Genomic DNA, 22,443 nt, shown 5'->3' on the forward strand with positions numbered 1-22,443 from the left:
TCAATGGGAAAAATCGCGTTTATCTTTCCGGGGCAGGGATCCCAGACGGTTGGGATGGGAAAAGAACTTGCCGGGAATCATGAAAAAAGCAGAACCTTATTCAATAAGGCGGACGAGCTTTTGGGCTACAGCCTGTCGGAAATAATGTTTGAGGGCCCAAAGGAAGTGCTGACCAAAACAGTCAACGCCCAGCCCGCTTTGCTGACGAGCAGCACGGCGCTTCTCGATTTGTTCCGTGAATCAGGTATTGAGGCCGATTATGCCGCCGGACACAGCCTCGGTGAATATTCAGCCCTTGTTGCCGCTGGAGCCATTTCGTTTGAAGAAGGTGTCTCCATCGTTAGGAAACGGGGAGAATTCATGGAAGCGGCAGTTCCAGATGGGCTGGGGACAATGGCGGCGGTACTTGGCCTTGAGCGCGGTCCTTTAGCTGAAGCAGTAGCGGCTGTTACTGCAGAAGGATATCCTGTTCAACTTGCGAATATTAATTGCCCAGGACAAATCGTCATCTCCGGTACTGCGGACGGAGTTAGGCTGGCAGGCGAAAAGGCGAAGGAAGCAGGAGCGAAAAGAGTCTTGCCCCTAGAGGTAAGTGGGCCATTCCATTCAAGCTTGATGGAACCCGCCGCTCAAAAGCTGAGCGATGTCCTTAACGGCGCCCACATCAAGGACGCATCCGTGCCAGTCATCGCGAACGCAGACGCAATGCCTATGCAAAATGCCGAAACAATTAAGTCAAACCTGGTAAAGCAACTCTATTCCCCGGTATTATGGGAAGATTCTGTCCGGAAAATGATCGAACTCGGCGTCGACACGTTTATCGAGTTCGGCCCTGGGAAGGTGCTCGGTGGTCTCGTGAAAAAGATAAGCCGGGACGTCAAAACCTATTCAGTTTCCGATGAACAGAGCTGCATGGAAACCATTGCTGCCCTTAAGGAGGAAAAACAATGAAGCTTGAAGGAAAAACGGCGCTTGTTACCGGTGCATCACGGGGAATAGGCAGGGAAATCGCCCTTGAGCTCGCAAGGCAAGGCGCGAATGTTGTCATCAATTATGCCGGCAGTGAAGCGAAAGCAAATGAGGCAGCGGAAGAAATAAAAGCCCTGGGACGCGATGCCTTCGCAATCCAGGGCGATGTCTCCAATCCTGATGCTGTAGCTGCCATGGTCAAAGAAACAACTGAACGGTTCGGATCCCTTGATATTCTCGTCAACAACGCGGGCATTACACGCGACAACCTTTTGATGAGAATGAAAGAATCCGAATGGGATGATGTTATAAATATCAACCTCAAAGGCGTATTCCTTTGCACGAAAGCCGTTACCCGCCAAATGATGAAGCAGCGGAGCGGCCGCATTATCAATATCGCCTCGATTGTGGGGGTAAGCGGGAATCCTGGGCAAGCTAACTATGTGGCAGCGAAAGCGGGCGTCATCGGCCTCACAAAGACGGCGGCAAAGGAACTTTCATCGCGGAATATTACTGTAAACGCGATTGCTCCTGGATTTATCACGACCGATATGACGGACAAGCTGACTGAGGAAGTAAAAGCGGAAATGCTAAAACAGATCCCGCTCGCCCGTTTCGGAGAGCCTTCCGATATTGCCAAGGCGGTTGTGTTCCTGGCCTCGGAGGATTCCTCCTATATGACCGGGCAGACACTCCATATCGATGGCGGCATGGTCATGTAATAAAAGGTTGTAAGTACGGGTATTTTTCGGGTAAAAAAACATCCCGGTTTCGCTTTACCCCTATTTTGAAATGCACTATAATAGCTTGAGGGGAGGTGACAAGCATGGCAGAAGTATTAGAACGCGTAACAAAGATTATTGTGGACCGCCTCGGTGTTGATGAATCCCAAGTAACACTTGAAGCTTCCTTTAAAGATGATCTTGGCGCAGATTCCCTGGATGTAGTTGAACTTGTTATGGAATTGGAAGATGAGTTCGATATGGAGATTTCTGACGATGATGCTGAGAAAATCGGCACAGTAGGAGATGCTGTTAACTACATAAATAGCAAAAATTAATCGCAGGTTTCTCGGGCTCCGTTTTCAAACGGAGCTTTCTTCTGTATTATAGAACTACCCGAGGTTTTCCATTAAAGAATGGCATCCCAAAGAAGAATGATGAAGCAAGGTGGAGACATATGCGCAAAAACAATAATGAACGAGAAACTGTGGCGGCTCGCGCAAAAGAAAATCTATTTAAAGAATTCCAGGCCAGGATTGGCATTCAATTTACGGATGAAAAGTTGCTGAAACAGGCCTTTACCCATTCATCCTATGTGAACGAGCATCGCAGGAAGCTTTTTGAAGACAATGAAAGGCTTGAATTCCTGGGTGATGCCGTGCTTGAATTGACCGTATCAAAGTTCCTTTTTAAAAAATATCCAATGATGAGCGAGGGGGAGCTGACAAAGCTCCGCGCAGCGATTGTCTGTGAGCCATCCTTGGTGTCTTTTGCAAATGAACTTTCATTCGGAAAGCTTATTTTACTTGGAAAAGGCGAGGAAATGACCGGTGGGCGAACCCGTCCCGCATTGCTCGCGGATGTGTTCGAGGCCTTTATCGGAGCGTTGTATCTTGACAAGGGGATTGACAGCGTAGTCGGATTTCTGGAAAAAACAATTTTCCCAAAAATCGATTCGGGCGCATTTTCCCATGTCATGGACTATAAAAGCCAGCTGCAGGAATATGTGCAGCGTGACGGCACCGGAACAATCGAGTACAAGGTACTTCAGGAAAAGGGCCCTGCCCATAACAGGGAATTTGTATCCCGGGTTTCCCTTAACGGAGATGAGCTCGGAGTCGGGACCGGCCGCTCAAAGAAAGAAGCGGAACAGCTGGCCGCGCAAATGGCTCTTACACAGCTTAGGCTTAAGCAGGGGGACAGCTAGAAGAGGGTACAGAAAACCGGCATTAGCAAGAGGAGGAAGCAGGCAGTGTATTTAAAACGGCTCGATGTTGTAGGTTTCAAATCCTTTGCCGAACGGATAGGCGTCGATTTCGTCCCCGGTGTCACGGCTGTGGTCGGGCCAAACGGAAGTGGAAAAAGCAATGTCATCGATGCAATCCGGTGGGTGCTTGGCGAGCAATCGGCCAAATCCCTTCGCGGAACAAAAATGGAAGATATCATTTTCGCAGGAAGCGATTCCCGCAAGCCGCTAAATTTCGCAGAGGTAACGCTAACCCTTGATAACGAAGATCAGCGCCTTGCGATTGATTATAATGAGGTTAGTGTAACAAGGCGGGTGTTCAGGTCTGGTGAGAGTGAATTCCTGATCAACAAGCAACCATGCAGGCTCAAGGATATCGTTGATCTTTTCATGGATTCTGGCCTTGGCCGTGAAGCTTTTTCAATTATCAGCCAGGGCAAAGTTGAAGAAATCCTGAACAGCAAGGCGGAGGAGCGTCGAAGTATTTTTGAGGAAGCAGCTGGCGTCCTGAAATATAAGCAGCGAAAGAAAAAAGCTGAAAGCAAGCTGGCGGAGACACAGGACAACCTGAACAGGGTTACGGACATCCTCCATGAATTGGAGAGCCAGGTAGAGCCTCTGAAAATTCAGGCATCAATCGCCCGTGATTACCAGGAAAAGAAGGATGAGCTGGAGAAAATTGAGGTCGCCCTGACCGTTTATGAAATTGAGGAACTGCACGGCAAATGGGAAGAGCTTTCCCGACTTCTTGACGTACATAAGTCGGAGGAAGTCAAACTGTCCGCCTCCCTTCAGAAAAAGGAAGCGGAAATCGAGCAGGCTCGTGACCGTATTGCCGCGGTGGATGAGTCGATTAGCGACCTGCAAACAGTCCTTCTCCATGCGAGCGAGGAACTCGAAAAGCTTGAAGGCAGGAAAGAAGTCCTGAAGGAACGAAAGAAGAACGCCACGCAAAACAAAAAGCAGCTAGAAGAAAGCATAAAGGAACTTTCCGATAAAAAAGAAGCGCTTGAAACAGAGCGGGAAAAGCTTTTGTCATCAGCCAAATCGCTCGGAAACGAAGCATCCCGACTGCAGGAGAAACTTAAAGCGAAACAGGGGGAACTAGTTCTTCTCAGCGAAAATGCCGATGATAAAATCGAGGCGCTGAAAAGCGAATACATTGAAGAGTTGAACGCACAGGCGGGAGCCCGGAACGAAACGAAGCTCGTGCTTCAGCAGCTGGAACAGCTTGACAGGAAGAGTGCGAGGCTTGATGAAGAGAATGGGCGATTCCTCGAACAACGCGCCAATGCGGCGAATAAGGTCGAAGCGATCACGGCGGAACTCGAATCAGTGGCTAAAGAACTGGAATCCCAGGTGCAGGAATTTTTAAAAAACAAACGGCACCTTGAAACAGTTAACGCCAACTATCAGAAGCAGGAAAAAATGCTGTATCAGGCATATCAGTTCCTCCAGCAGGCGAAATCGAGAAAAGAGATGCTTGAGGAAATGGAGGAAGGCTACAACGGCTTTTTCCAGGGAGTTAAGGAAGTATTAAAGGCGCGCGGGACAAAGCTGAATGGAATCGAAGGCGCGGTTGCCGAGGTCGTCCATGTGCCAAAAGAGTATCAGGCGGCAATTGAAACCGCACTAGGCGGCGCCCTTCAGCATATTATTGTCGACACGGAACAGAGCGCACGTGAGGCAATCCAATTTTTAAAAAGGAATTCCTCTGGCCGGGCGACATTCCTTCCGCTTAGTGTTATTAAAAGCAAATTCGCGGCACAGTCCCAGCTTGATGTGGCCAGGCAGCATCCTTCCTTTATCGGGACCGCATCCGGTCTTGTCGAATTCAACGATAAATACAAGAATGTCATTGAAAACCTTTTGGGCAATGTATTGATTGCCAGCGACCTGAAAGGCGCGAACGAAATTGCCCGCTCCCTTCAATACAGGATGAGGGTTGTTACCCTTGAGGGGGATGTCGTTAACGCCGGAGGATCGATGACAGGCGGGGCAGCGAAACAAAACGCGACAAGCCTTTTGAGCAGAAAAACCGAACTGGATGAAATAAAGGCGAAGCTTGGTGGTATGGAAGAAAAAACGTCCCAGCTTGAAGAGGAAGTTAAAGCCCTGAAAGCAAGTGTAAAGGAAACGGAAGGGCTGCTTGAAGAGTTGAGGGAAACCGGTGAAGGAAAACGCCTTGAGGAGCAGCGTTTGAAAGGTGCACTCAGGGAAGCCGAGCTTGAATTGAAAAATATTAGCGACCGCCTGGCCATTTATGATATGGAAAAAAGCCAAATCACCGAGGACAGGGAAAGGCTGCTGTCAAGGAAAACCGAACTTGATAGTGCGCTCGATGGCGCAAGGGAGAAAATTCAATCGCTTGACGTTGAAATCGCCAGGCTGTCCGAGCAAAAGGCAAAGGCCCTTACATCCAGAGAAGCGGTTTCAGAGGAAATCAACAGCCTCAAGGTTGAATTCGCAGCGAAAAACGAACAATATCTTTATGCAATGGAACAAGTTAACCGGGTGTCGGAAGAACTTGAAGGGGTTTCGTCTAAGCTGGAAGTGCAGAAGGAGGACTTTGGCCTTCTTGTTTCCGAAATGGATGGCAGCCTATCAGGCGAAGAGCTCCTCCTTGCCGCCGCCGCTGAAAAGCAAAAGGACAAGGAAAATACACTGAAGCTGATTTCCGCTCGCCGGGAAGAAAGGCTCCATCTTTCTACAGAACTTGAGCAGTCGGAAGCCGCGGCGAAAGAGATCAGAAGGCTGCATAAAGGGATGGCGGAAGCGCTACGCGACGAGGAAGTAAAGCTGAACCGGCTCGATGTTGAACTGGAGAATAAACTTTCCCATCTTCGGGAAGAGTATTTGCTTACGTTTGAAGGGGCGAAGGAAAACCATCCACTCCTCCTTCCGCCTGATGAAGCGAGAAGGAAGGTTAAGCTCATTAAGCGGGGCATTGAGGAGCTTGGAACGGTTAATCTCGGAGCCATCGAGGAATATGACCGTGTATCGGAGCGCTATGAGTTCTTGCTGGAGCAAAAAAATGACCTTCAGGAAGCGAAAGATACTCTCCATCTTGTAATCAGCGAAATGGATGAAGAGATGATAAAGAGATTCGAAGAAACATTCTCAGCTATCCGCATGCATTTCGAGCCTGTCTTCAAGGCATTGTTCGGAGGCGGCCGCGCGGATTTACGGTTAACTGATCCCGATAATCTTTTGCATACTGGGGTTGAAATTGTCGCCCAGCCTCCGGGGAAGAAGCTTCAAAACCTAGGGCTTCTATCCGGGGGTGAAAGGGCACTGACAGCTATCGCGCTGCTGTTTTCAATCCTCAAGGTCCGCCCCGTGCCATTCTGCATCCTCGATGAGGTGGAAGCGGCGCTTGATGAGGCGAATGTGTATCGCTTCAGCCAATATTTGAAGCGCTACAGTACAGAGACCCAGTTCATCGTCATTACCCACCGGAAAGGGACGATGGAGGAAGCGGATGTGCTTTACGGCGTAACCATGCAGGAATCGGGTGTTTCCAAGCTTGTTTCTGTAAGGCTTGAGGAAACGAAAGAGCTGGTTGAAACATAAAACAAGGACGTGTTGAAATGAGTTTTTTCAAAAAATTAAAAGAAACGATTACAAGGCAGACGGATAGTGTAACGGATAAATTCAGGGAAGGGCTTTCGAAAACGCGGAACAGCTTTTCCGGAAAGGTCAATGACCTAGTTGCACGGTACCGCAAAGTGGATGAGGATTTTTTCGAAGAGCTTGAAGAAATCCTGATCCAGGCGGATGTCGGCTTTGATACTGTAATGGAATTGATCGATCAGTTAAAGCTTGAGGTAAAGCGCAGAAATATTAGCGACCCGGCCGAAGTCCAGAATGTCATCTCGGAAAAGCTTGTCGACATTTACAATGCAGGAGGAAATGAATCTCCCAAGCTGAATATCCAGGATTCGGGCTTAACGGTCATTCTCTTCGTTGGCGTCAACGGAGTAGGAAAAACGACGACGATTGGGAAGCTTGCCCACAAATTCATTTCGGAAGGAAAGACCGTATTGCTTGCGGCGGGCGATACGTTCCGGGCCGGGGCAATTGACCAGCTTGAAGTGTGGGGCGACCGTGTCGGCGCCGCTGTCATAAAGCAAGCCGAGGGTTCGGATCCCGCCGCCGTCATGTTCGACGCAATCCAGGCGGCGAAATCGCGAAAAGCGGATATCCTTCTCTGTGATACGGCCGGCCGGCTCCAGAATAAAGTGAATCTAATGAAAGAACTTGAAAAGGTGAAGCGGGTCATCGAAAGGGAAATCCCGGGGGCGCCGCATGAAGTGCTATTGGTACTGGATGCGACAACCGGGCAAAACGCGCTAATCCAGGCAAAGACGTTCAAGGAAGCAACGGATGTGACGGGCATCGTCCTTTCGAAACTCGATGGGACTGCAAAGGGCGGTATTGTCCTCGCAATCCGAAATGAATTGCAAATCCCTGTAAAATTTGTCGGCCTTGGCGAAAAAATGGATGATCTTCAGGAATTCGACCCCGAACAATATGTGTATGGCCTTTTTGCCGACCAGGTTGACAAAACTGAATAGGCAGCTAGTTGAACAGTATCGCAAATGAGTGCGGTACTGTTTTTTTGTGATTGCTCTTTATTAATGGAAAGTGTAAAATTACACCAAGTTAGTTGGTTAATAGTGGAGCAAAAAGGAAAGAACATACGTCTAATCTAGTAAGGAATCTCTAGGGGGAATCAATTTGGCTCGGAAAAACGGAAAATGGGTTCTTGTTCTAATCGTTTTACTTATATTTTCTTTTATCCCATTCCCTGCTTCGGCAGCCGTGGACGGAATCAAGATTACTACAAAAACCGGTTTTGATGGTTATGTGAAAATTGGCAGGGGCTTTCCGGTCTCGATTACTGTTGAAAACAGCGGCGACGATTTCCAGGGCGACATGCTCATCAATTTTTATCCAACATACAGTTCATCAGGTGCAAGGGCCATCCATATCGATGTGCCGAAAGGGAGTAAAAAAACGTACACTGTTTCACTTCCCGGCGTTTCCGATGAAGGCCAGTATGGGAATCCTGCCAACAGAAACATCTTTCTTTATAAAGGCAGCTGGAAAAACGGCAAGGAAGCCGCTTTCCAGGGCTCAAAAACACTGGCTATGAAATATAGCGTCCAATCATGGAAAACGCTCGGCATCCTTAGCGAGGAACCAGATCGGCTAAAGGAGCTGAAAGGGCTGCCGGCCGACAGTAAAATCGAAACGGTCATCCTTGGGGGCCAGGCCATACCTGAGGAACAGTCCGGACTTGAGTTTTTCGATTACATCCTGCTTGATGGGTTTCCGGTTTCAAGCCTGAAACCAGCCCAGCAAGAAGCACTCCTTGCATGGGTGAAAAGCGGGGGGATTTTGATTGCCGGCGGAGCACCGAATATGGCCCAGGCGTATGGCAAGCTTTACGGCGAACTTCCAATGGAAACAAGCAGAGAATCCAGGGCCGACCTTACCGGATTGGAAAGCTCCATCAATCCGGGTGATAAGTTCAAATCCGTACCCGCTTACTTTGGTTCAGTGGCACAGGGCGCGGAAGTGGTCCTGAAGCTCGGAGAAACGCCGATAGTCGCAAAAAAAGGAGTGGGGAACGGCGAAATTTGGCAAACCGCATTCTCGGCCGGCGAGGAACCCCTTTCATCCTGGAAGGGGTATGGCGAATGGTTTTCCTCGATTCTGGCGAAAGCGCGGCCATTAAAAGCGGGAAACAATATGCCGGGAAATTTCAATCCTTATGACAATTACTATTCAATTGTCGCCGATGTAAACGAGTACTTTCCGTCTGTCCAGTTTTCAACCGGACAAATTGCCTTGATGCTTGTATTTTATGTGTTGCTTGCTGGGCCCGCCCTTTATTTCCTTTTAAAGAGGATGGACCGGCGGGAACATGCCTGGTGGGTTGTCCCAACGTTTGCACTTGTGTGCTCGGCTGCGATCTTTGCAATTGGCGCGAAGGATAGGATTGCAACCCCCCAGGTTAGCCAAATGGGAGTATATAAAGCTTTCGGCGGCCGGCTGAACGGAATTGAAGCTGTTTCGCTTTTATCCAATACCGGCGGTGATTATACGTTTTCTTTCAAGGGCGGCGAGTTCAATGGCATCCCCGGATCTTCTTTTAGCCCTGCTTCAGCCCCCGAGCGATTCGCGGTTATGGAAAAAGGAAGGGAAAAGGACCACGCTACCTTCCGGAATGTAGAATATTGGTCAACGAGGATATTGTACGGGACTGCTTCAATTGAACAGGCGGGCGAATTCAGGACAGATTTCCATTATGCCGGCGGGAACATTACAGGAACCATTGAAAACCATTTTCCGTACGATTTTGATAACGTTTATTTCTTGTCCGGTATGAAAAAGGTCGAGCTGGGACCTCTGAAAAAAGGGTCGGTGATAAAAGTGAATCACGCACTCAACATTAAATACTTATTAGGGCCAAGTTTCGCAGGGAATGGTTACCAGGGTCCCGGCTTTTATGGAAAGGAAATAGAAAAAATGAAGAAAGCCCGGCTTGAGAATGAGGGGGTCAGCTTTCTGTACAATCAATCCAGAGAGAAAAACAAGCCAATTGTGTATGGCGTTACAAAAGACCAGGTAATGAATGCCGACCTCGTGAATAAAAAAGAAAAAATCACCAGCATTTCGCTTATCTTTCAGGATGTGGAAGTTCCCGGGGAATTTAACGGCGCTTTCTCAATTAATGAAGATTCCCTTTCGTTCGATTTAATTCCGATTAAAGGTGGGAACATCGACTTGCCGCCTGAAGGAAGAGAGGCATTCCTCGAAGATGGTGTATATGAGTACATTCTTCATTTGCCCCAGCAGTTATCCACGGGAACTGAGAAGTTTGAGGAAATTTCAATTATGCTCCATAAAGGCCAGGCAGCTTTTTCGATAAAAGATGCCACGAGCGGGGAATTTACGAGTCTGGCAAGCCCGGTGACTAGCATTGCCGACCGGCCTGAAAGATTCATTTCCTCAGACGGGAAAATAAGGATACGAATTGAAAAAACAGGGCAAAGCGCCCCGTCCGTACGTTTGCCATCGGTAACAATCAAGGGAGCGGTGGAAAATGATTGAGATAATTGAGTTGACAAAAAAGTATGGCCGGTTTACCGCTCTTGACTCCCTTACGCTGACAATCGATAAAGGGACCGTGTTTGGCTTTGTCGGCCAGAACGGCGCGGGCAAATCAACAACCTTTTCAATTTTGGCGACGCTTTTGGCGCCGACCTCCGGAACCGCCTATATAAATGGGTGCAGCATTGCCGCGGAACCCGCTGCAGTCAGGAGGCAAATAGGCTATATGCCGGATTTCTTCGGAGTCTATGATCAGCTGAAGGCTGTCGAGTATCTTGATTTTTACGGAGCAAGCTATGGAATCCCTGCTCCGGAGAGGGCAAAACTGATTCCCCAGCTTCTTGATCTCGTCAACCTGTCCCATAAGGCGGACTCGTATGTTGACGTTCTCTCACGCGGGATGAAACAAAGGCTTTGCCTTGCTAGGTCGCTCATCCATGATCCAGAAGTGCTGATCCTTGATGAGCCTGCATCCGGACTTGATCCGCGGGCGAGGGTGGAAATGCGGGAAATCCTGAAAGAATTGAAGAATATGGGGAAAACAATCCTCATTTCATCCCATATATTGCCGGAGCTCTCGGAAATGTGCGATACAATCGGAATTATTGACCAGGGGAGGCTCGTCGCCCAAGGTTCGGTCGCTGAAATCCAAAGGAGGCTGCAGGGCGAGAAACTAATTACCGTTAAAAATTATGGCAATCTTGACAGGGCTGCATTATTCTTCGAGGACCATCATCTAGTCAGCCGCCTTGAAAAGAGCGAAGATGGGGAAAGGGTGCAATTTGTTTTCTCCGGTACGGATGAAGACCAATTCCTTCTCTTAAAACAGGCGATAGCCGCGGATATTCATGTCATTAGCTTTGCGGAGGCTGAGTCCAATCTTGAAGATGTGTTTATGGAAATGACGAAGGGGGTGGAACTGTCATGAGGCTGTTTTTAAATCCGGTTATGCTGAAGGAATACAAACTGAGGTTCCGCTCCTTTAAAAGTTTTCTCGGGCTCATGTTCTACTTGCTGGCTGTTTCAATCTTCGTGGTCGGCTTCATCTTTCTTAATTCCCAATCGATGGGAAACTCATATGTAAGGCCCGATACAAGCAGGATAATGTTCATGGTCCTTTCCTTCATCCAGCTGGGGCTGGTCCTGTTCATTACTCCGGGGCTGACAGCCGGAGTCATCAGTGGGGAAAGGGAGAAGCAGACGCTTACTATCCTCCTGACCACAACGCAAAGTTCGGGAGCCATCATCATCGGCAAGCTTGTATCGTCCGTCTCGTTTTTGATGCTGATGATTTTTGCGAGCCTGCCTATCTATAGCATCGTTTTCCTGTTTGGCGGCATCTCGCCGCTGCAGCTTCTGACCGTTCTCGGATACTATATGTTTATCATCTTCGTATTTGGAAGTTTTGGCGTGCTTTATTCTACCCTGATACGGAAAACAATTGTTTCAATGATTTCAGCGTATGGGACCGCGCTGTTTTTTGCAGCCGGTACAGCTTTCCTTTTGCTCGTGTCCTTGCAGTTCAGCAACGGAGCCCAAGGGTTTAATCCGGTATCATATTTCTTCGCAATGCTGAATCCCTTCGCCGTTTTGTTTGGTATTTTTGAGCCGGGAGCGTTGAAGGATCTAGGGAGGCAGACCGGGATTCAGTTTCCTTTATGGGCCGCACAGCTGATTTCGTATACGCTTCTTTTTTCGGCCGCAATGTTTATGAGCATCCGGAAATTGCGCCCGAAGGCAGGATCAAAACGTTAAAAGAGGGTGGGCGGATATGGATGATAAAAGGCAGTTTCTCAAGCTTTTGGCTCCGGTAAAGCGGCAGCTTAGGCTGGCCAGGGTTTTTGCAGCCGCGCAATACGGGCTGGCATCGGCCGGCGCTGGCTGTGTGATTGTACTGCTTCTGGCAAGGATGGTTGTATTTCCTTACTATTACGAGGCTGCGGCAGTTTGTTCCATACTTGCCTTCCTTTCCGTGTTTCTATTTTTTATAAGGCGTTTGCCAGGCTGGAAGGAAGCGGCAGGGCTATACAACAGCTATGTTCCGGAAGACAGGGTTATAGCCGCCCATTCCTTTCAAGATCAAGATGGTCCCATAGAAAAACTGCTCATCAAGGAAACGGTCTCCTACATGAAAAGGGAACAAGCTCGCGTCCTTTCCCGGAAAAAGAAATACCGCATCACAAAATGGTTAGCGGCAGGCATCCTGCTTGCTGCCGCGGCTCTGTCACTCGAACAATTTCCCAACAAAAAGATCGAGCTGGCCGAAAAGAGGAAAACCGAAATAGCTATTGTAAAAAAGGCGGAAGAAAACATCTCCGCGCAAATGAAAAAGGAAAAAAATCCGCTTGCGAAAAAAGAGCTGGAAGAATTGAAGAAGGAACTCGCAAAAGCCCGGACTCCTGAAGAAGCCCTGAATACAATCGAACGAAAAAAGAAAGAGCTGGTCCTGAAAGAACTGAAGGAAAAAGACCTAAATTCCGGGCTTGAATCTCTGATTACTGAAATGGAGGAAGCAGGGCTTAAGAAACTCGCTTCTGCCATTGCCGAAAAGGATGTTGAAAAGGCTATGGCGGAAATAGGGCGGCTATCGAAGGACGGCGCACAGCGAACCCCGGCCCAATCGGCAGCCTTGAAAAAACTTGCCGGTACGGACGGCGCACTTTCAGGGAAACAGCTCGACAGCCTGCAAAAAAAAATTAAGGAGTCATTCCAGTCGGGAAATGAGTTAAGAGAGCTGGCAGCCCTCCAGGATACGGTTACAAAACAAGGCCAAATGCTTCGAGGAGAAATGGTCGCAAAAGGCTTATTGCGAGGAACCCTCGCGATGGGACCTGAAAAGAATATCCATAATGGCCAGGCACCATCCGCAGGCGGCAAGGGAAAAAATGATCCGCTAAACAGCGGCAACGCCGGTACCCAGTCCGGAAGCAGCCCGAATAAAAGTTCAACACCAGGAAGCGGCTCCGGGAATGGGAAAGGAAACGGAACTGGGACCGGTGATGGAACAGGGGCCGGGCAAGGGACCGGAGCCGGCGGCGGGAAAGGGGCTGGCAGCAGTGCCGGGCAAGGAGCCAACCCTGGCAAAGGAGCCGGATTGGGAGAAGGACCTAGGGAGTTCTTGACCATCCCTGAGAAAATAGGAGGCAACACAAACCTGGAATCGGATTTTGGGAAGCTTGGGGAAGGAAACACATCCCAATATGAAAGCGACGGACCTGTCCAGCGGGGGACGATTCGGCCATATGAGGAAGTTTATGGCGAATATGCCGATTCATACCGAAACAGCCTTGACAGGATGAAGCTTCCAGGCGGCCTTGAGAATATCGTTAAAAATTACTTTTCTGATCTGGATCCCAAGAAGGAGTGATTCCATGGAAGCGATGAAAGATAAGGAAAATCAATTCAGCAGCGCCGTTGGCAAACTTCAGGCTGCCAGGGAGGAGATTAAAAAGTTCATTGTGGGCCAGGACGAAGCGATCGAGCACGTTCTTTGGAGCATACTGTCCGGCGGGCACAGCCTTCTCGAAGGGCTGCCGGGGCTTGGGAAAACAATGCTGATCCGGACAATCGCGGACTGCATGGACCTTTCTTTCAACCGAATTCAATTTACCCCGGATTTGATGCCGTCCGACATAACCGGGACGATGCTTCTCCAGCCGGGCGATAACGGCAGGCAGGAGTTCATTTTTCATGAGGGGCCGATTTTTGCCAATATCGTCCTAGCCGATGAAATAAACAGGGCCACCCCTAAAACACAGAGCGCCTTGCTGGAAGCGATGGCTGAACGGACGGTTACCGTAATGGGGAGCACGAAAATGCTGGCTAGGCCGTTTTTCGTGCTGGCCACGCAAAACCCAATCGACATGGAGGGGACCTACCCGCTTCCTGAAGCGCAAATGGACCGGTTCATATGCAAAATCCACGTCGGCTATCCTTCGGGCCAGGAGCTTAAGGAAATTGCCCGCAGAACGACAGGTACGGAAACGCCAATCGTAAGAAGGGTCGTTTCGGCGGAGGATGTCATCCGGCTCCAGCAACTCGCGAAGGAAATCCTTGTATCGGAAGAAATTCTTGATTTTGGGGTTGCCATCGTCACGAGTTCCCATCCCGGAAAAGAGGGGGCACCGGAATCCGTCAACAAGTACGTCCAATATGGAATTGGCCCAAGGGGATTGCAGAGCCTCTTAATGCTGGCAAAAGCAAGGGCCTTGTGTTCCGGCAGGTACCATGTTTCAACCGGGGACTTGAAGAATGCGGCCCTCCCCGCCCTTCGCCATCGGCTTCTGTTAAATTTTGAAGGTGAAGCCCGCGGTATGGAAACGGATGAAATCATCCTTGAAATACTGGAGAGTTCCTCAAAGGCGGCCGCAGCCAAATGAGCTCCGGGTACGGCATTCTGCTAGCCAGGCTCCAAAGATTGCGGCTCTCCGTCAAGACCCGGAAAAGGGCCGCCCATAAAGGCGGGCGCCGATCGGGGAGGCCAGGCCAATCCCTGGAGTTTTCCGATTTTCGTGCCTACCAGCCTGGGGATGATCTCCGCCTGATTGACTGGAATTTATTTGGCAGGACCGGCAAGCATTATATCAAAAGATTTCTTGATGAGCAGGAAATCCATGCGGCTGTTATCCTGGACGCCACCCCGTCCATGCGGATAATTGAATCGAAATGGAAGAGGGCGAAGGAAATTGCCGCTGCTTTGTCCTTTATCGCCCTAAATGGGGAAGACCGGTTATCCTTCATTCCCGCATCCGCTTCAGCGGGTGGGAAAATCACGAGAAAAGGAGCGGTCTATGCCAAAAGCGTCTACAATAGTATTCTCGTAACAGACGAAACATCTGCGGCCGGAACGTTCACGGAATCGGTGCTCGCCGAGGGGTTGAAGGGCGCCCAGGCGGTCATTGTGATAACCGACGGCCTTGAAAGCCCCGGTGAATTCGCCAAGCTGTTCAGAAAGCTTGCCTCATCGAAAATCGAGGCAAAGTTTATCCATATTCTTGCCGGGGAGGAAATAAATCCTTCGGGTACGGGTGATTTGCGGCTGATCGACAGTGAAACCGGAACAGCGGTCGAGGTGAGCATGGGGGAAAGTGTTGTAAAACTGTATCAAAGAAGGCTGGAAGCCCACAACGCCTCGCTCGAACAGCTGTGCAGAAAATATGGCTTTGCCTATTTGTCCACGACTGACAAGGATGATTTTCATGAATTTATTTTTCATATGTGCACGGCTAAAAAAGTGCTGGAATGAGGTGGCCTGAATGCACTTCGCCAACCCCGCCTATTTCGCGTTGGCAGGCTTGTTTGGATTTGTCATTCTTCTATATTTTTTCCGAAAGCAGTATAAGCCTGTCATCAATCCATCCAACATGCTTTGGGCCGAGGCAATGAACGAATGGCAGGCATCCCCATGGCTGAAAAAATTGCAGAACAGCCTGCTTTTGTGGCTGCAGGTCATCACACTGGCCCTTTTGATGTTCGCGCTTGCAAAACCGGGCTGGGAAAGCGGAAGCATGGCCGGGAATCATCTAGTGATTATTTATGACCCTTCATCGTCCATGTCCGCGGCGGCTGGGGATGATGGAACACGGGTGGACGTTGCGAAAAAGAAAATGCTTGAGCTTCTGGAAAAAGGCGGGACCGGGGAAGTTACCATTATCAGCGCGGGGCAAAGGCCTGAAGTAATCCTGAATAGGGAAGCTGAAAAAAGGGCCGCGAGTGATGCGATTCAGTCCCTTTCCCTTACCTATGAACACGAAAATATCGTTGATGCAGTTAAGCTGGCTCTATCGTTGTCCTCGACTGAAGGAAACGAGATACATATTTTTTCCGATGCCGCCCTTAAGGACGAAATAGAACCGGTTGCGGGAAACGCATTTATTCAGGTCCATAATAGCCGCGCCCCGATTCGGAATGTGGCGCTTCTGTCTTTTGGGGCTGCAAGGGCGGGCAATGCAATTGCCGCCGCGGCGGTACTCGAAAACCAGGGCAGTGAAGATCGTGATGTCCTGTTCACAGTGAAAGGGGAGAAGGAGGTTCTGTTTGAAAAGAGCATAAAAATTGGCGCTGCGAGCCAGGAAATTATTGATATTCCCGATTTGCCCGAGCAGCCCTATTATCTTGCGGAGGCAATCGCAGAGGATGGCTATCAGGCGGATAACGAAGCCGCGGCTGTTCTGGCACCGGCAGATCCGCCTTTTTTTGCAATCGGCAATGTAAATCCCTTTTTGCTGAAAGGGGTAAAGTCGCTTGGGTTGGACATTATCCAGCCAGATCAAAGCGCATTCGCTTCCATTAAGGAAGGCATCCTCCTGGTTGAGGGGAAGGAACCTGAAAACCTTCCGAATCTACCCGTCCTGCTAATCAACAAGGACAAGGGTCAACGGTTGGAATTAATGAAAAAAATAAAAGCAGTAGATTCTCCTCTACTGCAATTCACCGAATTCGGCAAAACATATATTCACTCTGCGGCAGAGCCTTATAGCGGTTCATTCGAAACGATAGCGGAATCCGGCGGCCGCCCCCTGATTCAAACAGGGTACCGAAAAGGCCAGCCGGCAATCGCGGTGAACTTTGCGATTGAAGATTCTGATTGGCCGCTTCACCCCGGCTTTCCGATTTTCCTATCCAACAGCTACCAATGGCTTTCCAAGCAATCAACATTTCTAGGATATTTTCAGCCAGGAGAAGAGAAATGGCTAACGTTGGATTCCCATGACAGGAAACTAGCCATCTTTGACCGAGATGGAAAAAATTTGGCCGAATACGATTTATCGACCGAAAATTTCAAGGCTCCTTTCAAACCGGGCGTATACCAGGCATCCTCCGGCAAAAAGATTCATTTCTTTTCCGTGATGCTGGACGACAGGGAAAAAACGGCTCCCCATTCAGAGTCGTTTAGTCTAAATAAAAAGACGCTTATAGCGGGGAAAAAGGCTGTCCGGGAAAATGAAACGGCCTGGCAGGCGCTCGGCATCCTCGCCTTTTTGTGTTTGCTGATGGAATGGGAGGTGTACAGGCGTGGGCTTGGACGTTAAATATCCCCTCATGTTTGCCCTCGTGCTCCCGGCGGCTTTTCTCATGTACAGGTTTTTCAGCCGGGAAGGCACGTTGGAGCAAAAAATTATCGGCCTCATTCGGTCAGTTGTTTTTTTTATACTGATCCTTGCCCTGGCTGCTCCACAGATTGTCTTCCCGGCCAAAACAGAAACGGTCATCTTTCTTGTGGACAGGTCGAAAAGTGTCGAGGCCGCTGGCGAAGAAGCGCTGGACTGGATTCATGAGGCGGTTTCCAAGAAAGGTCCAGGCATGCAATTCGCGATTGCTTCTTTCGCGAAGGAGCCGCAATCTGAATCGTCGTTGGCCGCTGGCGGGGAAATTCCTTCCCAGTTTAGCGGGGACCTGGATAAAACCGAAACAGATATCGGCTCCGGGCTCAGGTTTGCTTCCTCGCTAATTCCAGGTGCCGGGGCAGGGAGGATCGTCCTTCTTACGGATGGAAATAACACTGCGGGCGAAGCGGCTACCGCGGCGCGAATGTTAAAGAACCGGAAGATTGAACTCGACTACGCCACCCTTAGGAAGGCTGCGGGAAACGATGCCGCCGTGACGTCGTTTACCGTTCCGCCCACCCTTTATGAGGGGGAGAAAACATCCGTTTCCGTTGCCGTTTCAAGCAATGCTGAAATGGAGGCTGTATTGAGGCTTACTCTTAACAACAGGGAGATTTTAAAAAAAGATGTAAGCTTGAAGGAGGGGAACAATGCCTTCACATTCACCCACCGTTCGACGGGTACCGGCCTCTCGGTCTACAAGGCTGAATTAATCAATTCTGGGGACGCCCATATCGAAAACAATTCACTTTTTGCGGTCGCGGATGTAAAAGGTGTGCCTAAAGTGCTTGTCGTCGAAGGAACGCCAGGCGGGAGGATGCCCGCAATTTTACGGGAATCTGGACTGGCAGTAGACGCAATCGTGCCGGAAAGGCTCCCAACAGCGCTTGGCGGGTATCTCAACTACCAATCGATTGTTTTTGAAAATGTTCCCGGCCACAGGGTGTCTGAGGGACAGATGGATCTGCTTGAAAAGGCGGTTCGGGAATTTGGGACCGGCTTTGTCATGACAGGCGGAGAGGATAGCTTCGGGCTTGGCGGGTATTTTAAAACGCCGCTTGAAAAGCTGCTTCCTGTCGATATGGATATAAAAGGCAAAAAAGAAATGCCGTCGCTTGGCCTTGTTATCGTCATTGACCGGTCCGGAAGCATGGAAGGGGCAAAGTTTTCACTGGCGAAGGAAGCGGCGGCAAGGTCTGCCGAATTGCTCCGGAAGGATGATACCCTCGGCTTTATCGCCTTCGATGACAAACCGTGGGTAATAGTCGAAACGGCCCCACTCAAAAATAAGCAGGACGCCATTGAGAAAATCCGTTCCGTTGCCATAGGCGGAGGCACGAATATTTATCCGGCCCTGGAAAAGGCTTATGGCGAACTTCGTGATTTAAAGCTACAGCGCAAACACATTATTTTGCTGACGGATGGCCAATCCGCAACAGACTGGGATTATGCCGCATTGATTGAGGAGGGGAAAAAACGGAATATCACCATTTCAACGCTTGCCCTTGGCAGTGACGCGGACAGGAGGCTTCTTGAGGAACTTGCGAAGATGGGCAGCGGCCGTTTCTACGATGTATCGGATGCTTCGGTCATTCCCAGCGTGCTATCACGGGAAACCGTCATGACAACGCGGACATACATCGAGGACGACCCATTTTATCCGGTAATAGGGGCGTACCCGGAGTGGAAAGTGCTTTTTGAAAACGGCGTTCCACAAATGAATGCCTATGTTGCAGTTACCCCGAAGCCGCGGGCACGCGTTCCGGTCTTAAGCGAAAAAGATGACCCTGTCCTTGCCCAATGGCAATACGGGCTTGGATCAACTCTGGCGTTTACATCCGGTCTTTCCGGAAAATGGTCAGGGGACTGGGCAAGGTGGCCAAATTGGCCAGGCTTCATTAATCAAATCGTAAGTGAGTCCCTTCCGAAATATGAGAGCGAACCGTTCTCGGTGTCGGTGGATAAGGATAAGGGAAATGCGGTCATTTCGTTGAGCAGCGGAAACGCCGATCCGATACCGATTGAAGCGACCGTTCTGACACAGGCAGGAGAAGCCATTGATGCGAACACGAAACTTGTTTCCCCGGGGAAGTATGAACTAGTCATCCCGGGCCGGCATGGAATGTATTACCTTTCAATCAGGAAGAAGGACAAGGATGGGGTATCCGCTGTTTACCGTACCGGATTTTCCGTTCCTTATTCCGAGGAATTCTTACTGAAGGGAACGAATAAAGTGTTTCTGAATGGACTCGTTTCCATAAGCGGAGGAAAGGAGCTTGCCTCTCCAAAGGATGCATTCAGGCCGCTTTCATCGAAGCCGTCTACGAAACAGCCTGTCAGCGAGTATTTGCTCCTGGCTGCTTTCCTGTTGCTTATTGCGGAAATTTTCCTGCGCAGGTTTGGAACCGGTGTGCTCGGGAAGTTGATTCCAAAACGAAAAACACCCGGGAAAACGGGAAGCGATGCGGCAACTGTGGTTTTAGGCAGGCTCGCCAAAGCGAAGGACCGTACCGTTAATAAAGCTGGTTTGAAAAATCCGGGCCCGCATGTACCGGAAAAGGATAAGCCAATTTTTGATAAGACGGAAACGCCCCCCTTCCCACCGCATGATTCAAAGCAGGCTGCAGAAAAGAGGCCGGCTCCGCACGGCTCGGCTGCTACAGGGGCGGAGGACAGGATGAAACGCCTTCTTGAAGCGAAAAAGAGGAGGAGGTAGCTTAAAACACTGCAGAAAAACGCGGTGTTTTTGTTTTTTTTGCCTGCCGCCCGTGACCTTGACATCGCCGGGCCAGGGCTGTAAACTTAACGATGTAAAGGTTTTTCACTTAACAAGGAGGGATAGCATGCTTGAGAAAACAACGCGAATGAATTATCTTTATGATTTCTACCAGTCGTTGTTGACGGAAAAACAGCAGAGCTATATGTCTCTCTATTACCTGGACGATTATTCGCTCGGGGAGATTGCCGAAGAGTATGATGTTAGCCGCCAGGCTGTTTATGATAATATCAAACGTACTGAAGCAATGCTCGAGGAATATGAAGAAAAACTGCTTTTGCTGCAAAAATTCCAGGAACGCAGCACCATTTTGGGGAAAATGAAAGAATTGGTTAAAACGGAACCACTCCCTAAGCAGGCCCTGCTTGAAGCGGTGGCCGAGCTTGAGAAACTAGATTAGGAGGCGGCACTATGGCATTTGAAGGTTTGGCCGACCGACTGCAGAATACGCTCCAGAGAATCCGCGGCAAGGGGAAGGTAAATGAAGCGGACGTCAAGGAGATGATGAGGGAAGTCAGGCTGGCGCTGCTTGAAGCAGACGTAAACTTTAAAGTAGTCAAGGAGTTCGTCAAAAAAGTCAGTGAGCGGGCAGTCGGCCAGGAAGTTTTAAAAAGCCTGACGCCGGGCCAGCAGGTCATCAAGGTCGTTAAGGAAGAATTGACCGAGCTGATGGGCGGGGAGCAGAGCATGATTGCCGTTGCGAACCGGCCGCCGACCGTTATCATGATGGTTGGGCTTCAGGGTGCCGGTAAAACGACGACGACCGGGAAGCTAGCGAACCTGCTCAGGAAAAAATATAACCGGAAACCGTTGCTCGTTGCCGCGGACATTTATCGCCCCGCTGCAATCAAGCAGCTCGAAACGCTCGGCAAACAGCTTGACATGCCTGTTTTTTCGCTTGGCGACCAGGTAAGCCCTGTAGAAATTGCGAGGCAGGCAATCGCGAAAGCGCGTGAAGACCATCACGACTATGTCCTGATCGATACAGCGGGCCGGCTTCATGTCGATGAAGCGCTCATGGATGAATTGAAGGACATCAAGGAGCTTGCCAAACCGAATGAAATTTTCCTTGTCGTCGATGCGATGACCGGGCAGGATGCCGTGAATGTGGCCCAAAGCTTCAATGAGCAGCTTGGCCTAACGGGAGTCGTTCTGACGAAGCTTGACGGCGACACAAGGGGCGGGGCGGCGCTGTCCATCCGGTCTGTGACGAACACGCCGATTAAATTTGTCGGCCTTGGTGAAAAGCTGGATGCGCTTGAAGCGTTCCATCCTGAACGGATGGCCTCCAGGATTCTCGGGATGGGCGATGTGATGACCCTGATCGAGAAAGCCCAGGCGAATGTCGATGAGGAAAAGGCGAAGGAACTTGAGCAAAAAATGCGGACAGCTTCCTTTACGCTCGATGACTTCCTCGACCAGCTCGGGCAGGTAAGGAAAATGGGGCCGCTCGAGGATATTTTAAAAATGCTTCCGGGCGCGAACAAAATCAAGGGACTGAATAATGTTTCTATCGATGAGAAACAGATTGCCCATGTGGAAGCGATCATCCGCTCGATGACGCCGAAAGAAAAGACGAACCCGGAAATCATCAACTCGAAACGCAAGCAGAGGATTGCCAAAGGAAGCGGAAGAACCGTTCCCGAGGTGAACAGGCTGCTGAAGCAGTTCGAGGATATGAAAAAAATGATGAAGCAAATGGCTGGTATGCAGCAAAAAGGGAAAAAGAAAGGCGGATTCAAGCTGCCGTTCAATCCTTTTTAAGTAAATATTTCCCTGTTTTTAGGTGTTAAGAAAAAAGACTTTACAAACGATTTAACAATTGGTATTATACTATCTTGTGTGAAACTATTCGGAGGTGCAAGTTAAAATGGCAGTAAAAATTCGTTTAAAGCGTATGGGAGCAAAAAAATCTCCTTTCTATCGTATCGTTGTAGCAGATTCCCGTTCACCGCGTGATGGACGTTTCATTGAATCAGTAGGCACTTACAATCCGGTTGCAGCGCCTGCAGTTGTCGACATCAACGAGGAATTGGTTCTGAAGTGGCTTCAAAATGGCGCCAAGCCATCCGACACTGTCCGCAACCTATTCTCCCAGGCCGGCATCATGGAGAAATTCCACAATGCCAAGCTTGGCAAATAATAACGGCGGTCCGCTATGAAACAGTTGATCGAAACGATTGTAAAGCCCCTTGTTGATTTTCCGGAAGATGTTCGTGTGAACGTTATGGAAGAAGATCAGCGCGTAACCTATCAACTTTCCGTCAACAAGAGTGACATGGGAAAAGTAATTGGAAAGCAGGGGCGCGTTGCGAAAGCAATCCGCACCGTCGTCTACGCGGCTGGTGCATCGGAACAGAAAAAACTGTTTTTGGAAATAAGTGAATAAGAAAAGCGCTTTGCCCCAGACCTGGGAGGATTGATGCCTCGAGGGTCCGGGCGCTGGAGCTGGACAAGTAAAGTTATTATTTCGAAACGAAAGGAGGGAGAAATCCCTCCTTT

General features: G+C 49.6%; 18 protein-coding genes. All 18 read left to right on the top strand.

All coding sequences use genetic code 11. The features are described 5' to 3' along the window. Window positions 1–3 precede the first annotated feature (3 nt). Window positions 4–951, top strand: coding sequence for an ACP S-malonyltransferase (gene fabD / locus ADU24_RS08170; RefSeq protein WP_053366160.1), 948 nt, complete (start codon window positions 4–6; stop codon window positions 949–951). After that, window positions 948–1,691, top strand: a complete 744-nt coding sequence (gene fabG, locus ADU24_RS08175) for a 3-oxoacyl-[acyl-carrier-protein] reductase (RefSeq protein WP_053366161.1) — start codon at window positions 948–950, stop codon at window positions 1,689–1,691. Before fabD ends, fabG begins: the two co-directional genes overlap by 4 nt. A gap of 104 nt (window positions 1,692–1,795) precedes the next feature. After that, window positions 1,796–2,029, top strand: a complete 234-nt coding sequence (locus ADU24_RS08180) for an acyl carrier protein (protein ID WP_043933362.1) — start codon at window positions 1,796–1,798, stop codon at window positions 2,027–2,029. Between the two features lie 119 nt (window positions 2,030–2,148). Beyond that, window positions 2,149–2,898 carry a ribonuclease III gene (gene rnc / locus ADU24_RS08185; protein ID WP_053366162.1) on the top strand — a complete coding sequence of 250 codons (750 nt, stop codon included), beginning with the start codon at window positions 2,149–2,151 and terminating at the stop codon, window positions 2,896–2,898. 45 nt (window positions 2,899–2,943) lie between these two features. Beyond that, complete coding sequence (gene smc, locus ADU24_RS08190) at window positions 2,944–6,510, top strand: chromosome segregation protein SMC (protein ID WP_053366163.1); 3,567 nt, start codon at window positions 2,944–2,946, stop codon at window positions 6,508–6,510. 17 nt (window positions 6,511–6,527) lie between these two features. Next, complete coding sequence (ftsY, locus tag ADU24_RS08195) at window positions 6,528–7,514, top strand: signal recognition particle-docking protein FtsY (RefSeq protein WP_053366164.1); 987 nt, start codon at window positions 6,528–6,530, stop codon at window positions 7,512–7,514. A gap of 163 nt (window positions 7,515–7,677) precedes the next feature. Continuing rightward, on the top strand, window positions 7,678–10,059 hold the full coding sequence (locus tag ADU24_RS08200) for a hypothetical protein (RefSeq protein WP_053366165.1): 2,382 nt from the start codon (window positions 7,678–7,680) through the stop codon (window positions 10,057–10,059). Further along, window positions 10,052–10,987, top strand: coding sequence for an ABC transporter ATP-binding protein (locus tag ADU24_RS08205; protein ID WP_053366166.1), 936 nt, complete (start codon window positions 10,052–10,054; stop codon window positions 10,985–10,987). Before ADU24_RS08200 ends, ADU24_RS08205 begins: the two co-directional genes overlap by 8 nt. Next, window positions 10,984–11,814, top strand: coding sequence for an ABC transporter permease (locus tag ADU24_RS08210; RefSeq protein ID WP_053366167.1), 831 nt, complete (start codon window positions 10,984–10,986; stop codon window positions 11,812–11,814). Before ADU24_RS08205 ends, ADU24_RS08210 begins: the two co-directional genes overlap by 4 nt. A 16-nt stretch (window positions 11,815–11,830) precedes the next feature. Further along, window positions 11,831–13,426, top strand: a complete 1,596-nt coding sequence (locus ADU24_RS08215) for a hypothetical protein (RefSeq protein ID WP_053366168.1) — start codon at window positions 11,831–11,833, stop codon at window positions 13,424–13,426. Between the two features lie 4 nt (window positions 13,427–13,430). Then, window positions 13,431–14,438 carry an AAA family ATPase gene (locus ADU24_RS08220; RefSeq protein ID WP_053366169.1) on the top strand — a complete coding sequence of 336 codons (1,008 nt, stop codon included), beginning with the start codon at window positions 13,431–13,433 and terminating at the stop codon, window positions 14,436–14,438. Then, complete coding sequence (locus ADU24_RS08225; RefSeq protein ID WP_053366170.1) at window positions 14,435–15,304, top strand: DUF58 domain-containing protein; 870 nt, start codon at window positions 14,435–14,437, stop codon at window positions 15,302–15,304. Before ADU24_RS08220 ends, ADU24_RS08225 begins: the two co-directional genes overlap by 4 nt. 10 nt (window positions 15,305–15,314) lie before the next feature. Further along, window positions 15,315–17,090, top strand: a complete 1,776-nt coding sequence (locus ADU24_RS08230; protein WP_053366171.1) for a vWA domain-containing protein — start codon at window positions 15,315–15,317, stop codon at window positions 17,088–17,090. After that, window positions 17,074–19,881: a VWA domain-containing protein gene (locus tag ADU24_RS08235; protein ID WP_053366172.1), complete on the top strand. Its 2,808-nt coding sequence runs from the start codon at window positions 17,074–17,076 to the stop codon at window positions 19,879–19,881. The genes ADU24_RS08230 and ADU24_RS08235 overlap by 17 nt, the downstream gene beginning before the upstream one ends. A gap of 127 nt (window positions 19,882–20,008) precedes the next feature. After that, the gene (locus ADU24_RS08240) at window positions 20,009–20,341 is read left to right on the top strand and encodes a putative DNA-binding protein (RefSeq protein ID WP_053366173.1); all 333 of its coding nucleotides are present in this window, start codon (window positions 20,009–20,011) and stop codon (window positions 20,339–20,341) included. Window positions 20,342–20,352: 11 nt separating this feature from the next. Then, entirely contained in the window at window positions 20,353–21,705 is a 1,353-nt protein-coding gene (ffh, locus tag ADU24_RS08245; protein ID WP_053366174.1) for a signal recognition particle protein, read from the top strand. 106 nt (window positions 21,706–21,811) lie between these two features. Further along, the gene (gene rpsP, locus ADU24_RS08250; protein ID WP_053366175.1) at window positions 21,812–22,084 is read left to right on the top strand and encodes a 30S ribosomal protein S16; all 273 of its coding nucleotides are present in this window, start codon (window positions 21,812–21,814) and stop codon (window positions 22,082–22,084) included. Window positions 22,085–22,099: 15 nt separating this feature from the next. Further along, window positions 22,100–22,330, top strand: coding sequence for a KH domain-containing protein (locus ADU24_RS08255; RefSeq protein WP_053366176.1), 231 nt, complete (start codon window positions 22,100–22,102; stop codon window positions 22,328–22,330). The last annotated feature ends 113 nt before the right edge of the window (window positions 22,331–22,443 follow it).

Origin of the sequence: Bacillus sp. FJAT-27245, assembly GCF_001273955.1 — a bacterium.
Lineage (GTDB): Bacteria > Bacillota > Bacilli > Bacillales > Cytobacillaceae > Bacillus_D.

Coding starts and splice junctions, on each gene's coding strand:
- rnc (WP_053366162.1), top strand. CDS start 2,149: ATGCGCAAAAACAATAATGAACGAGAAACTGTGGCGGCTCGCGCAAAA.
- fabD (WP_053366160.1), top strand. CDS start 4: ATGGGAAAAATCGCGTTTATCTTTCCGGGGCAGGGATCCCAGACGGTT.
- ADU24_RS08240 (WP_053366173.1), top strand. CDS start 20,009: ATGCTTGAGAAAACAACGCGAATGAATTATCTTTATGATTTCTACCAG.
- ADU24_RS08255 (WP_053366176.1), top strand. CDS start 22,100: ATGAAACAGTTGATCGAAACGATTGTAAAGCCCCTTGTTGATTTTCCG.
- ADU24_RS08210 (WP_053366167.1), top strand. CDS start 10,984: ATGAGGCTGTTTTTAAATCCGGTTATGCTGAAGGAATACAAACTGAGG.
- fabG (WP_053366161.1), top strand. CDS start 948: ATGAAGCTTGAAGGAAAAACGGCGCTTGTTACCGGTGCATCACGGGGA.
- rpsP (WP_053366175.1), top strand. CDS start 21,812: ATGGCAGTAAAAATTCGTTTAAAGCGTATGGGAGCAAAAAAATCTCCT.
- ffh (WP_053366174.1), top strand. CDS start 20,353: ATGGCATTTGAAGGTTTGGCCGACCGACTGCAGAATACGCTCCAGAGA.
- ADU24_RS08215 (WP_053366168.1), top strand. CDS start 11,831: ATGGATGATAAAAGGCAGTTTCTCAAGCTTTTGGCTCCGGTAAAGCGG.
- ADU24_RS08220 (WP_053366169.1), top strand. CDS start 13,431: ATGGAAGCGATGAAAGATAAGGAAAATCAATTCAGCAGCGCCGTTGGC.
- ADU24_RS08230 (WP_053366171.1), top strand. CDS start 15,315: ATGCACTTCGCCAACCCCGCCTATTTCGCGTTGGCAGGCTTGTTTGGA.
- ADU24_RS08205 (WP_053366166.1), top strand. CDS start 10,052: ATGATTGAGATAATTGAGTTGACAAAAAAGTATGGCCGGTTTACCGCT.
- ftsY (WP_053366164.1), top strand. CDS start 6,528: ATGAGTTTTTTCAAAAAATTAAAAGAAACGATTACAAGGCAGACGGAT.
- ADU24_RS08225 (WP_053366170.1), top strand. CDS start 14,435: ATGAGCTCCGGGTACGGCATTCTGCTAGCCAGGCTCCAAAGATTGCGG.
- ADU24_RS08180 (WP_043933362.1), top strand. CDS start 1,796: ATGGCAGAAGTATTAGAACGCGTAACAAAGATTATTGTGGACCGCCTC.